This is a genomic window from Nocardioides gilvus (assembly GCF_003194605.1).
GTDB lineage: Bacteria > Actinomycetota > Actinomycetes > Propionibacteriales > Nocardioidaceae > Nocardioides > Nocardioides gilvus.
This window is the reverse complement of the sequence record NZ_QHKY01000004.1, coordinates 324432-339177: the sequence shown is the minus strand read 5'-3', so window position 1 is coordinate 339177 and position 14746 is coordinate 324432. Positions and strand designations below refer to the sequence as shown.

Below are 14746 nucleotides of genomic sequence, written 5' to 3'. Positions count from 1 at the left end.
TCCCGTACCCCATGCTGCTGCGTCGGGTCAGGGACCCTGGCTGCGCAGCGCGTGGTGGGCCTCGGTGAAGAGCGCACGGGTCTGGGCCATCACCTCGGCGCACATGCTTTCTGCAGCCTCGGCGTCCCCGTCGGCGATCGCCCGCGCCAGGGCGTGGTGACGCACTGCGGTGCTGGGCGAGAAGCGGTGGAACCGTTGGAAGTCGGGCACCCTCAGACACGCATGGACGGTGCCGGCCATCTCCGCCAGGAAGTCGTTGCCGGAGCCGAGGTAGAGGGCCCGGTGGAACGCCGTGTCGGCGCGCAGCATCAAGAGGGTGTCCTGGGTGGCATTCGCGGTCTCGATCTCGCCAGCGGCTCGACGGAGCGCTTCCAGGGCTGACCCGGGCCCGGACTCGGCCATGCGGCGGGCGGCCAGGGGCTCCAGCCGTTCGCGGACCTCGAGCGAGTCGTGCAGCTGCGCGAAGCGCTCTGGTCCGGCCGCCCGCCAACGGATGACGTGCTCATCAAGGGCTGCCCACTCGCCCTGTGCGGTCACCTTGGTCCCCGTCTTCTGCCGGGCCACCACCATGCCCTTCGCCGCCAGGGTCCGCAGGGCTTCGCGAATCAGTGAGCGCGAGACCTGGAAGTGTGCCGCGATCTCGTCCAGGTCCAGGGTTCCGGTGATCTGGCCCAGCGCGATGCCACTGCCCAGGGACTCGACGACGACGCCGTGCATGCTGGCGACGTGATGCGGGTCGGGAGGCAGTGGGCGTTGCGTCAGGGGAAGACCACCGGCGTTGTCGGAGGCTCCACGCTGTATAAAGTCTGACAATTGGTGGATGCCTTCCCATTGCGTCCCTCAGATGCCAATCATAGCCGTGTGGTGGAGGTCACCCGTCGGGTGACGAGGGTCATCGACGGACCACTCGGAACCACACCACCCGCCAGCCCCCACACCGCGTCTGTGGGACCTCGCCCGCCTCTCCCAGCGCGCACCGGCGACCCCTCCATCGGGGTTCGCTCCGTCCCAGAAAGGCTCGCCCGTGACAGCCATCTCGATCACCGACGTGTCGAAACGTTTCGGTCCCCAGGGGACTGATCCCGTCCTCGGCCAGATCAATCTCGAGATCCCTGAAGGTCAGTTCGTCGCGCTGCTCGGAGCCTCGGGATGCGGCAAGACCACGTTGCTCAGGATCGTCGGAGGTCTCGAGACCGCCACTGCCGGCGATGTCTCGATCGCGGGCAAGGCGGTCACCAGCGGCGCAGCAGCCCGCCGTGATGCCCTGGCCGACGTCGGCTTCGTCTTCCAGGACCACAACCTCCTGCCGTGGCGTACGGCGCAGCAGAACGTCCAGCTGCCGCTCGAGGCCCGCAGGGTGTCCAAGGCTTCCAGGAGTGAGACGGGACGCAGGATGCTCGACCTCGTCGGTCTGACCCCAGCGGCTGGCAAACTGCCCCACGAGTTGTCCGGCGGGATGCGCCAGCGCGTGGCGATCGCCCGCGCGCTCTCCTATGACCCCGACGTGCTCCTGATGGACGAACCGTTCGGAGCCCTTGATGCCCAGACGCGGGACAACCTCAACCTCGAGCTGCAGCGGATCTGGCTGGAGAAGCAGAAGACCGTCGTCTTCGTGACCCACTCCATCCAGGAGGCGGTGTTCCTCGCCGACCGGGTGGTGGTCATGCAGGCGGCGCCCGGTCGCGTGGTCGCTGACACGATGATTGACCTGGCTCGCCCGCGCGGCGTCGACGTGATGGCGACACCGGAGTTCGCCCGCTACACGGGGCTCCTGCGTGAGGCGCTGAACGACCTCGCCGCTCCCGCACTGGACGGGGTGCTCGCATGAGCCGCACGACTGCGCGCGGTTTCCTGGACAAGTACCTCGCGCTGATCACCACCCCGCTCGTGGCGGTTGCCCTGGTCGGTCTGTGGCAGCTCTACATCGAGGTCACGGGCGTCTCGCACTTCATCCTGCCGGCTCCGGCTGACGTCTGGGCCGCGCTCACGACGCAGGTCACCGATCCGTTCATCTGGCGCGAGCACGTCTGGACGACCTTCATCGAGACCGTCATGGGTCTCGCGATCGGGGTCGTGATCGGTGTCGGATCCGGCTTCGCGATCGGCAAGTCCCGAGTGCTCAACCTCGTGCTGAAGCCGTTCCTGGTCCTGATCCAGGTCACTCCCAAGGTGGCGCTGGCGCCTCTCTTCGTGCTCTGGTTCGGGTTCGGTGAGTCCTCGAAGGTCGCGCTCGCGGCCCTGGTCTGCTTCTTCCCCCTGATGGTGAACACCGCGTTCGGCATCCAGTCGTTGCCCCAGGGGCACAACGACATGGCCACCTCGATCGGTGCCGGGCGCGCCTTCCGCTTCCTGCGGGTGGAGCTGCCGCACACGATGGCCTACATCCTGGCCGGCCTCGAACAGGCGGTCGTCCTGGCCACGATCGGTGCCATCGTCGGTGAGTACCTGGGGGGCGACAAGGGGCTGGGCCGCTACGCCCTCAACCTGCAGAGCAATCTCCAGATCGATCTTCTCTTCGGGGCCATCGTGCTGATGGCGCTCTTCGGTCTCGTGCTCTACCTGGCCGTGACCTCGCTCAAACGTCTCCTCATCCCGTGGCACGAGTCAGTACGGGTGAACTCGCGCCCCCCGCAATGAGCCGCTGAACCACCTTCCGTTCCACCCACATCACCGAGGCCCCGTGCCTCGAACTTCCCAGGAGTTGCGATGAACCACCCCGGATTCTCCCGTCGACGTGTCCTCACCCTTGCTGCCGGTATCGGGGTCGCCATCCCCGCGACGTCCTTCCTGGCCGGCTGTGCCGACGACTCCACCTCGAGCGGGACCGGGGGGACCGCACGGGTCTACCAGACTGCCTTCGGCTACAACGTCGGGAACTGCCCGGAGATGATCGCCAAGGAGGCCGGCTTCTTCGCTGACCTCGGGATCGACGGTCAGGTCATCTCATCGACGGGCACGCCGCAGGCGATGTCCGGTCTGCTCTCCCTGAGCACGCAGTACAGCCGGTTCCAGGCCATCAGCGCTCTGATCACCGTGGCCAACGAGGACGCGCCCTTCGTGGCCTTCGGGATGCCGGTCCAGCGCTCGTCCTTCGAGATGCAGTCGATGGCGGAGCAGCCGGTCAAGAGCATGGGCGACCTCGCGGGCAAGACCGTGGGCATCGTCTCCGCCGGTGGCACCACCGACCAGATGGTCGACCTGATGGCTGTGCAGGAGGGCATCGACCCGAAGTCGATCAAGCGTCAGGTCACGGGCCTCGGCACTGCGGCCTACCAGTTCGCCGAGAAGGGTGACGTGGCTGCGTGGATCGGCAGTGCCGCTGAGCGCGACGCCCTGAACGCGGCTGGCAGCAAGGTGCACACCTGGAACTTCGACGACGTGATGCCGACTCCGGCCGACTGCTACATCACGACTCGCGACGAGTTCGACAAGAACCGCGAGACGGTCGTGAAGATGTTGGCGGCCTTCTACCAGGGTCTTGAGTACGCCTGCGACGAGAGCAACGACAAACAGACCATCGAGTGGATCCGCAAGTACAACCGCGAGATCACCCCCGAAGGTGCCCAGCAGCAGCTCGACCTGGTCCGTCCGCTCTACCTGGCTGCGGGCGAGGACAAGTTGATGACCATGGACACCGACAACTGGGCGACCATGCAGTCCGCACTCTTCAAGGCCAAGTTGATCAAGAAGGAAGTTGACCTGTCCGAGGTCGTCCTGCCCGAGCTGCTCGCCGAGGCCAAGGCGCTGCTGTGACCCAGAGTCTTCGATACCGAGCCCTCGCGCTGCAGACGGCCTGTCACGCCGTCAACGGGTGTGCGGACACCGCGACAGCACGCTCGCACATCCTCGCCGGGATCGACCGCATCCACCGCGAGGCGACGGCGTCCCTGGCCACGGCAGGACGTGACACCAGGCTCCTCGTCCTTCCTGAGTTCGTGCTCACCGGTCCACCTGCGGGGGAGTCGATCCCGCTCTGGGGCGAACGGGCCGGCCTCGCTCCTGACGGCGTGGAGTACGCCCGCATGGGCGAGATGGCCAGAGACCTGGACGTCTTCCTCTCGGTCAACAACTACGAGGTCGACGAGCACTTCCCCGGGATCTACTTCCAGGCGTGCGTGATCTTCGATCCGAGCGGCGCCGTGGTCCTGCGTTACCGCCGCCTCAACTCCATGTGGGCGGTGACGCCGCACGACGTGCTCGACCGCTACCTGGAGATCTACGGACCGGAGTCGCTCTTCCCGGTGGCCGACACGGAGATCGGCAAACTCGCGCCGATCGCCTCGGAGGAGATCCTGTACCCCGAGATCGCGCGCTGCTTCGCGGTGCGGGGGGCTGAGGTGTTCGTGCACAACTCCTCGGAGGTGGCCTCGGCACTGATGAGCCCCAAGAACGTGGCGAAGTTGGCACGCGCCCAGGAGAACAGCGCGTACGTGATCTCCGCCAACACGGCTGGGCTCTATGGCTCCGGGCTTCCCGCGATGTCCGGGGACGGGTCGAGCAAGATCGTGGACCACCGCGGCCTCGTGCTCGCCGAGGCGGCGCAGGGCGCCTCGATGGCCGCGAACGCCGAGATCGATCTCGGCGGGCTCCGCACCTTCCGGCGCCGGGTCGCCATGGAGAACATGCTGGCCCGCCAGCGGTTCGAGCTCTATGCGCCGACCTACGCAGGCACCCGGATGCATCCGGCCAACCAGGTCGCGGACATTCCCGAGCGAGGTGACTTCCGCGCCGTCCAGGAGCGGGTCATCGCCGACCTGGCTGACCGCGGCGTCATCTGAGCATCGACCCCCGGGTTCTCCCGGCGACGACTTGAAGGGACACACCAATGACGACCATCAACGACATCCTGCGCGAGAAGGTGGCCGGAGTCTGGGCAGGCACCTACACCGTGCTCGAGCCCTCGGGCGCGCTGATCGAGAAGTTCGACAGCCGTCAGGAGGGGCGGATGGAGGGCACCACCTGGACCGAACGCGTCACCTACCTCCGTCCCGGCCAGGAGCCGTACGAGCACTACTACCACGCCACCGTGGAAGGTGACGAGGTCACTTTTCACAACGGCAACATGTGGGGCCGCACCAGTCGTGTGGGCGACGAGGCGGTGATCTTCTCGTTCGGGTGGCAGGAACGCCCGAACGAGCGGATCATCGAGGTGACCCGCCCGGACGGTGACTACCGCACCCGGGTCTGGCAGCACTTCACCGACGGCGAGCTGAGCAAGCTCACCATCATCGAGGAGCGGCGCGTGCCCGGAGCCGAGGCCGTGCGCTGGGACCCGGTCGAGAACCCGGTCTGAGTCGTGCGTGACACGCGGCCCGCCGGGCGCAGTGTGCTGATCACCGGGGCCGGTTCCGGCCTCGGCGCAGCCACTGCCGTACGCCTGTCGGCCGACGGGCACCACGTGCACCTGACCGGACGCAGGGCCGACCCCCTGGTCCGTGTCGCTGGCCTCATCACCGAAGCCGGCGGGGTGGCCACCGTGCACCTCCTCGACGTCACCGACCCCGACACGGGTCGCGAGGTCGTCGCCCGCGTGGTGGCGGAGAGCGGGCGGCTCGACGTACTCGTGAACAACGCCGGGGTCTTCCGACGCGGGACAGCGAGCCAGCTCTCGGTCGACGACTGGCACACGACGATCCAGACCAACCTCACCGGTGCATTCCACATGGCGCAGAGCGCAGTCGCTGCCTTCCGGGCCCAGGATCGGGTCTGCGGTGTGCGCGGACACGTGCTGAACGTGAACTCCGGAGCCGGGCTGAGCGGCTATGCCCCCGGGGCTGCCTATTCCGCGTCGAAGTTCGGCCTGATGGGTCTCTCCGACGCGCTGCGCCGCGAGGTCGGTGCGGAGGGGATCAAGGTGAGCGACATCGTCGTGGCCGCGGCCGTCGAGAGTGAGCTCTCCGGACGTAGTGGCGTACGAAGGTTGCCCGCTGCCGACGTGGCCCGTGCGATCCAGGCGGTCCTGGCGATGCCCGGTGATGCCGTGCTCAGCAGGGTCGACCTGACCCAGCTCGACCCAGCCCCAGACCAGACCGAGAACACAAGACAGTCTTGACCCTGCGACGCGACGATGACGCACTGCGTCACGCGCGGCCGCACCGACCACAGGAGAGACAGAGAAGATGAGTGAAGTCACCCACGAGTCCGTTCCGGAAGTCGCGCAGCAGGTGGCGCACCTGCGACGGGCTGCACCAGCCTGGGACGCCCTCGGCGTCGAGGCCCGGCGCTGCGTCCTGGAGCGCTGGGCCGAGGTCGTGCGTGCGCGCAGGAGCGAACTGCGTGACTCCCTGAGTCGCGACACCGGCCGCGTCGAGCTCTCCGACATGGAGATCGACGCCGTGCTGGCGTCGGTCGCCCGGCAGGGCGCCTGGGCGCCGGAGATCTTCGCGGGCGAGGGGGAGCGGAGCAGCTCCAACCCGGGTGTCACCCTCACCGAGGCCTCCGTGCCGGTGGGCGTCGTGGGAGTCATCTCCCCGTGGAACTTCCCGCTCCAGTTGGCGCTCATCGACGCCGTACCGGCACTGCTGATGGGTTGTCCGGTCATCGTGAAGCCGACCGAGGTGTGCCCCGAGTTCGTGAAGCCGCTGCGCGAGACGGTGGCGGCCGTTCCGGAGCTGGCCGAGGTGCTCGTCTTCGTCGAGGGTGGCCCTGAGGTCGGGGAGGCCATCGTGAAGTCGGTGGACGTGGTCTGCTTCACCGGGAGCGTGGCCACCGGTCGACGCGTCGCCGCCGCAGCCGCGGAGTCCTTCATCCCGGCCTTCCTCGAGCTCGGGGGCAAGGACGCCGCCGTGGTGGCTGATGGTGCGGACCTCGAGATGGTGGCGGCTGCGCTGGTGTGGGGTGGCACGGCCAACACCGGTCAGTCCTGCATGTCGATCGAGCGTGTCTACGCCCAGGACACCGTCGCGGAGGAGTTGGTGAGGGCGCTGGTGGCCAAGGCCGAGACCATCGGCCTGGAGATGGTCGAGGACGGGGGCCAGATCGGCCCCTTCATCGACCCTCGGCAGGCCGTCGCCGTCCAGGCCCAGATCGACGCCGCGGTGGCAGCAGGCGCAGTCGTACGCTGCGGCGGCCAGGTGGAGACCCACGGCGGTCGTCCGTACCTGCGCCCGACAGTGCTCACCGGAGTCGACCACTCGATGGCGGTGATGACCGAGGAGACCTTCGGCCCGGTGCTGCCGGTGATGGCGGTGGCCGACATGGACGAGGCAGTCACGCTGGCGAACGCGACCCGGTACGGCCTCTCCGGCGCGGTCTTCGGTCCGCGTGAGGTGGCCACGGCCGTCGCCCGTCGTCTGGAGGCTGGTGGGATCAGCATCAACGACGTGTTGCTGACCGGGCTCGTCCCCGAGGGCGAGAAGCAGGCGTTCAAGGAGTCGGGCATGGGGCCCAGCCGGATGGGCCCGGCGTCGCTGCGCCGCTTCCGACGTCAGCGAGTCCTGCTGACGCGGGTGGAGCCCACGATGCAGCCCTGGTGGTACCGCTAGACGGTTGGATCGCAGGCGTGACAGACGAGAAGGGCGCCCCGGCCTCGGCCGGGGCGCCCTTCTCGGTGGTGCTGCGCGTCAGAAGGCCGTCTGACCCGGCTTGATCACACCGAGGATCGCGGCCACGAGGACCAGGGCCCAGATGGCGTAGACCCAGGGCTCCGAACGCTTGATCGAGCCGTTGATGCCGTCCTCGACCTCGGGGGTGGAACCCGTGGCCAGCAGCGCGCCGAACGCCGGCCCGAAGGGCACGAGTGCCCGGCGGATCATTAGACCGCAGAAGATGGCTGCGCCGTAGGCGAGCACCTTGGCACCCAGCCACTTCGGGTTGGTGTCCACGCCGAAGGGCTCGTTCACGACGAGCGCGAACAGACCGAAGCCCATCATCGCTGCCGCCGCCAGCCAACGTACGACGAGGTCGCCGCGGTGGAAGAAGTGGTGCGACGGTTGGCCCGACGTACGGGCCTCCTGCAGGGACAGGTAGACCCAGACCAGGGTGCCGACCCAGACAGCGGCGAGCCCCCAGCCGTTGAGGAAGAACTTGTCACCCAGCGGTCCGTAGTACATCAGGGTGACACCGCTGGCGCCGAAGAGGATGAGCGAGAACCGTGGTGCCAGGTCGCAACCCATCATGATCTTGGCCGAGATGGCGCGGGTCTCGGGAGACAGCTCCTTCTTCATGACGAAGCGGCTCGAGTAGAAGACACCGAGGTCTCCACCGAGCCAATACACGAAAAGGACGATGTGCAGGACGATCGCCACGGTGAACATGCTGAGACCGTGGGTCGACGTCGCCGCGGCGGCCGAGGAGACCTCGACCGCCGACGACGCTGCACCGGAGAGCAGGGGGGAGAACACTCAGTTCCTTCCGGTCACATTCCGTCGCCGTCCCAGCGGCCGCGCGAGCGGCTGCGGACGGGCAGGGAGGAGAGGATGGGCGCGGGGACGGGGTCGCCGTCCTTCCAGGCCACCTTGCGTCCCCAGTTGTGGGCGTCCGCGTGGGTACGGTCCTCCGGGTGCTCGGTGTCCTTGCCGGCCCAGCCCCAGTCGAGGTTGATGAGCTCGCGCTGCTCCGACTTCTCGTCGTGCGAGTGGTCGTGACCGTGCTCGTCACCGTGCTCGTGGTCGTGGTCGTGGTCGTGCGAGTGACCGTGGTCGTCGCCGTGCCCACCCTGCAGGTTGGCAGCGTCCATGGCCTTCATCATGGCGATGATCGACGGGTCGTGACCGGTGCCCTGGTGCTTGACCGGGGTGTTGTTCTGGCCCTGGTCGATCTGGAACTGCCATGCAGCGTTCATCTGACGCATGTCCTCCTCGGTGCGCCACGGCTCGGCCATGTCGTGCGTCGAGTGTGCGTGGCGGACCGGCGTGTGCGGCTCCTCGATGACGCCGTCGGGGCTGTAGTTGACGCCGTCGCCGCCCCAGCGGACCCATTCGTTCTGGGTGTACCAGTTCTTCAGCTCACCGTCGGAGCGCAGCAGCCAGGTGGCGCCGCCTTCCATGGTGGTGAAGTGGCCGTGCTTCACGCGCGCCGGGCGGAAGAAGTACGTACCGAGGTCCAGGGTGCCGAAGTTGTACTCCATGTGGCCCTGGGTCGTGTACGCCTCCTCGTAGCAGGGGTGGTGGGCGAGACGGTGGTCGCTCCAGCCCTCCTGGGCGTGGACCAGACGGGTGTAGAAGCCCGTCTCGGGGTCGACGTGGAGGTACTTGATGAAGAGGCCGGGCATCGGGCCGGGGTTGGGGACGGCATCCCACTTCATGGCCTCGGAGTCGATGACGATGGCGTCCTCGCGGGCGTCGGCCCAGCGCTGGGCGCCGGAGAGCGAGTCGACGGCGTCGAAGCCGGCATCGCCGTACTCGCGGTAGTGCAGCAGCTTGCTGCCTTCAGCGACCTTGAGGTAGTCGACCGGGACACCCTTGGGTGCGTAGAGGTAGCCACCCTTGCCGATCTTGCGACCGCCGTAGTCGATCTCACCCTCGAGCACGTAGTACTCGGTGTTCGCGTGGTGGATGCCGGCGCTGCGGCCCCACTCGGTGTGGAAGTCGACGCGCAGGGACGAGGAGCCGTCCTCCTCGTCGACGGAGAGGCGACGCTCGCTGGCGCGCCCTTCACCGTTGGGGAGCTCGGCTCCGTGCCAGACGTAGTCGTCTTCCTGGATCAACTCAACATGGGGACGCATGTGTTCTCCGATGACTTGGGGCGTGTGGGGGCGCCGTGTGCGATGAGAGAAGAATAACGGTACAAAGTGTCTCGTCAAGTCGTTCGGGGGCGATTCGGGCAAGAAATCTGCTCCGGCCCTCCGATCAGGCGGGAGAGGGGAACCAGCCGGCCCGACCCAGCTGCGCGGGGGCCTGGGGGAGTCCCAGCTGATCGGCGATCCAGAGGCCGGTCTCGGCGACCAGGTCCGGGTCGATCCTGGTCGTGGTGGCCACTTCCGACCTGTCGAGCAGGTAGAGGAGGTCCTCGGTGCCGATGTTGCCGGTGGCGCCCGGCGCGAAAGGACACCCACCGATGCCACCGGTGGAGGCGTCGAGGACGGTGACTCCGGACTCGACGGCCGTCAACGCGTTGGCGTAGCCGTTGTTGCGGGTGTTGTGGAAGTGGGCCCGCAGCGGGACCTGGGAGTTGATCTCCCGGATGCCACCCACGATCTCGCGCACCTGTCGGGGCACGCCGACCCCGATCGTGTCGGCGATGGCCAGTTCGTCCGGTCCGCCGTCGAGGACGCCGCGGACGACCTCCAGCACGCGGGCCGTGCTGACCTCGCCGTCGAAGGGGCAGCCGAAGGCGGCAGCGATGATGACGGTGGCCTTCACTCCGGCCTGACGAGCGTCGGCGGCGATGGCCTTCCAGGCCTCGATCTGGGCGGCCGTGTCGACACCCTGGTTGCGCAGCGCGAGACCGTCGGAGGCGACCACGACGGCGGTGATCTCGTCGCAGCCCGCGGCGACGGCGCGGTCCAGACCCTTGCGGTTGAGGACGAGTCCGATGGAGGTGAGGCGCGGATCGTCCGCCACCTCGGCGAGCAGGGCTTCGGCATCGGCCATCTGTGGCACCCGGTCGGGTCGCGCGAACGCGGTGACCTCGATGCGCCTCAGTCCGGCGTCGAGACTACGCCGCACCAGCTCGGCCTTGACCTCGGTGGGCAGCACGCGCTTCTCGTTCTGGAGCCCGTCGCGAGGGCCGACCTCTACGATCTCAACAGCGGTCATCGTTTCCGTCCCAGTCTCGAGTCAGCGTGTGCACTGCAATCGTATCGGATATAGGATTTGCCCATGACGACTTCCACTCCTGTGACAGGGCCGTTGGCCGGAGTTCGTGTGCTGGAGGCCGGCCAGCTGTTGGCCGGCCCGTTCGCCGCCACCCTGATGGCCGACCAGGGCGCCGACGTGATCAAGGTGGAGGCCCCCGGCATGGGGGACCCGATGAGGCAGTGGGGTCGTACGGACGGCAAGTCGTTGTGGTGGCCCGTGGTGGGTCGCAACAAGCGCGCCGTCACCCTCAATCTACGTGAGGAGGAGGGGCAGGAGCTCTTCCTCAAGCTCGTCGCGGAGGCCGACATCGTCGTCGAGAACTTCCGCGCCGGCACCTTCGAGAAGTGGAACCTCTCCTACGAGCGCCTGAAGGAGGTCAACCCCGGGATCATCCTGGTGCGGGTGACCGGGTACGGGCAGACGGGTCCCTACTCCAACCGTGCAGGTTACGGCTCGATCGGTGAGGCGATGGGCGGTCTGCGCTACATCCTCGGTGACCCCGACCGACAGCCCTCGCGCGCCGGCATCTCGATCGGCGACTCCCTCGCCGCCATGCACGCGACCGTGGGCGCCCTCTCGGCGTTGCAGCGCCGCCACGTGACCGGCGAGGGCCAGGTCGTGGACGCGTCGATCTACGAGTCCGTGCTCGCGATGATGGAGTCGGTGGTCACCGAGTGGGACGTCGCCGGCTACCAGCGTGAGCGCACCGGCGCCATCCTGCCCAACGTGGCTCCTTCCAACGTCTACCCGACCAAGGACGACCAGCTGATCCTGATCGCGGCCAACCAGGACTCGGTGTCCTCGCGCCTCTTCGCGATCATGGGCAGGCCGGAGTGGTCCGAGCCCGGGCACCAGTACTCGACGCACGTCGGCCGCGGACAGGCCCAGAGCGAGCTCGACGACCTGATCTCCGAGTGGACCAGGACGGTCACTGCCGACGAGCTCCTCGAGCTGATGGACACCGGCGGTATCCCGGCCGGGCGTATCTACAAGGCGGCTGACATGCTCGAGGATCCGCACTTCCAGGCCCGCGAGTCGATCGTCCAGGTGCCCGACGCAAACTTCGGTCAGCTGCGCATGCAGAACGTCGTCCCCAAGCTCTCGGCGACTCCTGGCTCGATCCGTTGGACGGGTCCGGAGATGGGCCAGCACAACGATGACGTGTACGGCGACCTCCTCGGCCTCACCCCCGCAGAGCGGGCAGAGCTCAACGCACGCGGCGTGATCTGACATGGACCGGGTCGCGGACAGCGCCGGCGCCGGATTCCAGGGGCACCTCGGCCCCGGGGTCTCTCCGGCTGTGGTGGTCGTCGACGTCTGCCGGGCGTACCTCGACCCGGGCTCACCGCTCTCCGACTCCTCGGGTCGCTTCGAGTCGGCTCGGGCCAGCGCTGTCCGCGTGGTCGACGCTGCCCGTGCGGCGGGCGTCCCGGTGCTCTTCACCCGCGTGGTGCTCCAACCCGGTCTCGCCGACGCAGGCTTCTTCGCGAAGAAGGTCCCCAGCCTGGAGGTCTTCGAGGTGGGCAACCCCCTGGGTGAGCACCCCGAGGCCGGACCTGTTCCGCTGCGCGGCGAGTCGGTGGTGCACAAGCAGTACGCCTCCGGATTCTTCGGGACTTCGCTGGCCTCCACGCTCAACGCCCTCGGCGTCGACACTCCGTACGTCTTCGGGTTCTCGACCTCTGGGTGCGTACGGGCCACTGCCCTGGACGCCCTGCAGCACGGCTTCCGTCCGCAGGTCGTGGCGCAGGCGTGTGGCGATCGCGAGGCTGCCACCCACGAACAGAACCTCTTCGACCTCAACGCGAAGTACGCGGACGTGATCACCGAAGCGGAGACCCTGTCGCGCTTCGCTGCGCACGCGCCCAACCAGGAGAACCCATGATCGTCGTCGACCTGACCTCCGATGACCTGACCTGGTTCGAGGCCTCCATCGCGGGTGCCGAGCTGCCTGCCAGGATGTCGATGTTGCACCAGGACGCTGATCGTGGCGTACGAAGTGTGCTGGTGGACTTCCCCGACGGATGGCGCCGCGATGCCGTCGGCACCCAGCCCGCGGCCGAGGAGATGCTCCCGTTGAGTGGCTCCCTGTCGATCAGCGGAGTCACCGCCAGTCCCGGTCAGCTGCTCGTGATCGAGCCCCGCGCCCTTCGTGCCGCCACCTCGACAACGGACGGGACACGAGCGGTGGTCTTCTTCACCGGTGCCGGAGGTGGCTGGATGGACGGCGAGGAACTCGTGACGGGGGAAAAGAGCCTGCACGATCTGGGGGAGGGCCTCGTGCGCGGACCTCGTCCGGGTTTCGCCGGGCTTCTCGAGTGGCGCGACGAGGTCCGTGGTGCGACCTTCTTCGCCGACGCCGAGGTCGTCTGGGTCCAGGCCCAGCAGTACGCCTTCGTGCCCGCCGGTCAGCGGGTCCCCGACGTTGCCGGCGCGGCGGTCGTACGCATCCTGCTCTGACCCCTGCACCCTCGTGCGGTCAGGCAATGCAGCAGGGGCGTCGACGGACCCCATGTCCGTCGACGCCCCTGGCGTACGTGGTCCCCGACGTCAGTGGACGAGGGGCTCTTCGCGGCCACCCGAGGCCATGGCTCGCGCGGCGTCGTCGTCGTAGGTGTTGCGAATCCGCAGTGCGACGCCGATGCAGATGAAGAGCGGTGGCAACAGCACCAACATCGCGTACTGCAGTGAGTCGGCCTGGTTGAGCTCGAAGATGGAGCCGATCTGCGTGGAGACGAAGCCGATGAGCAGCGGGCCGGCAGAGCCGCCCAGCGTCACGAGAAAGGTCAGCACGGCGAAACCCATGCCTCGACCATTCGCCGGGAGCACGTCAGCGTTGGCTGCAGTCATGTTGGGGATGGCGGCGGCGAAGCCGACGCAGGCCAGGGCGATCATGGCGCTGCGCATCTCCACGCCGGGCAGGAGGACGGTGCCGGTCAGACCGATCGCGCCGACGAGCAGGAAGGCGGCGGAGACGTTGATCCGCCATCCCTTGCGGATGCCGTGGTACTTGTCGCCGAACTTGGAGCCGAGCACGATGCCGATGACGATGCCGGTGCCGCCGACAGCTCCGGAGAGCGTGGCGCCCGTTGCTTCACTGACGCCTTCGACGCGGTGCAAGAAGGTGGGGACCCAGTAGAAGAGCCCGGCGACACCGAGGGAGAGCATCGCGAGTGCGACGGTGACTCCGCGCAGGGTGGGGATGCTGAGCAGATCAGACGTCTGGGACCAGATGCTCCGGGTGTCGGTCACCGTCTCCCTGTTGGCAGCCGCCATGTTGCCGGTGCGGGCGTGCTCGAGACGGTCGCCCAGACCGCGGATCGGGTCCTTGACCGTGAGCACGATGGCGGCCACGAGGAGACCCGGCACCGCGGCCACGAAGAAGACCGTGCGCCAGTCGAAGGCCTCGGCGATCGCGCCGCCGAGGATGACGCCGGCCGGCAGACCCATGTAGTAGCCGGCACGTTCGAAACCGTACGCCTTGGCGCGGCTGCGGGCCGGGTAGTAGTCGGCGAGCAGGGAGGAGGCGGGCGGGTTGTACAGCTGACCGGCACCACCGATGATGATCCGGACCAGGAAGAACATCATGAAGCCCGTCGCCAGGCCGCTGGCCACCGAGCAGAGCGACCAGATGAGCACCACGACCGCGATCGTGACGACGCGAGGTGCCCGATCGGCCAGGCGACCCGCCGGCAGCACGAGGAGTGCTCCAGCCACGGAGGCCGCCGTGGGGATCGCCCCCGCCCAGGTGTCACTGAAGCCGAAGTGGTCCTGGATCTGGGGGAGGGCCCCGGCGATCAGGTTGACCTCCACGCGGTCGATGAAGGCCACCAGGGCGATCACGACGGCGGGCCACCAGCCGAAGGGTGCTTCCTTGTTCGGGTCGATCGTGACAGCCGGCTTCTTGGGGAAGGCCACGAGCGTCATGGGTGCTGCGGAGAAGGCGGTGTCGCCTTCGAGCTCGGGCGGGGACACGTCGTGCGACATGGTTCCTCTTTCCGGCGTCA

General features: G+C 67.9%; 15 protein-coding genes. 10 read left to right on the top strand and 5 right to left on the bottom strand.

The window, feature by feature from the left end; genetic code table 11:
* Positions 1–27 precede the first annotated feature (27 nt).
* Positions 28–717 carry a FadR/GntR family transcriptional regulator gene (locus DNK52_RS13480; protein ID WP_110241521.1) on the bottom strand — a complete coding sequence of 230 codons (690 nt, stop codon included), beginning with the start codon at positions 715–717 and terminating at the stop codon, positions 28–30.
* A gap of 307 nt (positions 718–1024) precedes the next feature.
* On the opposite strand from DNK52_RS13480, the gene DNK52_RS13475 reads away from it, so the two are divergent.
* The 7 genes from DNK52_RS13475 (at position 1025) to DNK52_RS13445 (ending at position 7484) form a co-directional block, all read left to right on the top strand.
* Positions 1025–1828: an ABC transporter ATP-binding protein gene (locus tag DNK52_RS13475; protein WP_239455598.1), complete on the top strand. Its 804-nt coding sequence runs from the start codon at positions 1025–1027 to the stop codon at positions 1826–1828.
* Positions 1825–2637: an ABC transporter permease gene (locus DNK52_RS13470; protein ID WP_110241519.1), complete on the top strand. Its 813-nt coding sequence runs from the start codon at positions 1825–1827 to the stop codon at positions 2635–2637. The genes DNK52_RS13475 and DNK52_RS13470 overlap by 4 nt, the downstream gene beginning before the upstream one ends.
* A gap of 69 nt (positions 2638–2706) precedes the next feature.
* The gene (locus DNK52_RS13465; protein WP_110241518.1) at positions 2707–3753 is read left to right on the top strand and encodes an ABC transporter substrate-binding protein; all 1047 of its coding nucleotides are present in this window, start codon (positions 2707–2709) and stop codon (positions 3751–3753) included.
* Complete coding sequence (locus DNK52_RS13460) at positions 3750–4778, top strand: nitrilase-related carbon-nitrogen hydrolase (protein ID WP_110241517.1); 1029 nt, start codon at positions 3750–3752, stop codon at positions 4776–4778. The genes DNK52_RS13465 and DNK52_RS13460 overlap by 4 nt, the downstream gene beginning before the upstream one ends.
* A gap of 47 nt (positions 4779–4825) precedes the next feature.
* Positions 4826–5293, top strand: a complete 468-nt coding sequence (locus tag DNK52_RS13455) for a DUF3598 family protein (protein WP_110241516.1) — start codon at positions 4826–4828, stop codon at positions 5291–5293.
* 3 nt (positions 5294–5296) lie between these two features.
* Entirely contained in the window at positions 5297–6052 is a 756-nt protein-coding gene (locus DNK52_RS13450) for an SDR family oxidoreductase (RefSeq protein WP_110241515.1), read from the top strand.
* Between the two features lie 67 nt (positions 6053–6119).
* Positions 6120–7484, top strand: a complete 1365-nt coding sequence (locus DNK52_RS13445) for an aldehyde dehydrogenase family protein (protein ID WP_110241514.1) — start codon at positions 6120–6122, stop codon at positions 7482–7484.
* Between the two features lie 78 nt (positions 7485–7562).
* Here DNK52_RS13445 and DNK52_RS13440 read toward each other — a convergent pair whose 3' ends face one another.
* The 3 genes from DNK52_RS13440 to DNK52_RS13430 all read right to left on the bottom strand — a co-directional run bounded on the left by DNK52_RS13440 (position 7563) and on the right by DNK52_RS13430 (position 10697).
* Entirely contained in the window at positions 7563–8342 is a 780-nt protein-coding gene (locus tag DNK52_RS13440; RefSeq protein ID WP_204163532.1) for a hypothetical protein, read from the bottom strand.
* A 14-nt stretch (positions 8343–8356) separates the two neighbouring features.
* Entirely contained in the window at positions 8357–9664 is a 1308-nt protein-coding gene (locus tag DNK52_RS13435) for a DUF4437 domain-containing protein (protein ID WP_110241513.1), read from the bottom strand.
* 124 nt (positions 9665–9788) lie between these two features.
* A complete protein-coding gene (locus DNK52_RS13430; protein ID WP_110241512.1) occupies positions 9789–10697 on the bottom strand; it encodes a hydroxymethylglutaryl-CoA lyase in 909 nt (302 codons plus the stop codon).
* A 63-nt stretch (positions 10698–10760) separates the two neighbouring features.
* Here DNK52_RS13430 and DNK52_RS13425 point away from each other — a divergent pair, with 63 nt between their 5' ends.
* Genes DNK52_RS13425 through DNK52_RS13415 form a run of 3 tightly spaced genes read left to right on the top strand, consistent with a single transcriptional unit; the run spans position 10761 to position 13199 of the window.
* Positions 10761–11969: a CaiB/BaiF CoA transferase family protein gene (locus DNK52_RS13425; protein ID WP_110241511.1), complete on the top strand. Its 1209-nt coding sequence runs from the start codon at positions 10761–10763 to the stop codon at positions 11967–11969.
* 1 nt (position 11970) lies between these two features.
* Positions 11971–12624: an isochorismatase family protein gene (locus DNK52_RS13420; RefSeq protein ID WP_110241510.1), complete on the top strand. Its 654-nt coding sequence runs from the start codon at positions 11971–11973 to the stop codon at positions 12622–12624.
* Positions 12621–13199: a hypothetical protein gene (locus DNK52_RS13415; protein WP_110241509.1), complete on the top strand. Its 579-nt coding sequence runs from the start codon at positions 12621–12623 to the stop codon at positions 13197–13199. The genes DNK52_RS13420 and DNK52_RS13415 overlap by 4 nt, the downstream gene beginning before the upstream one ends.
* 90 nt (positions 13200–13289) lie before the next feature.
* Here DNK52_RS13415 and DNK52_RS13410 read toward each other — a convergent pair whose 3' ends face one another.
* Entirely contained in the window at positions 13290–14726 is a 1437-nt protein-coding gene (locus DNK52_RS13410; protein WP_110241508.1) for an MFS transporter, read from the bottom strand.
* Between the last annotated feature and the right edge of the window lie 20 nt (positions 14727–14746).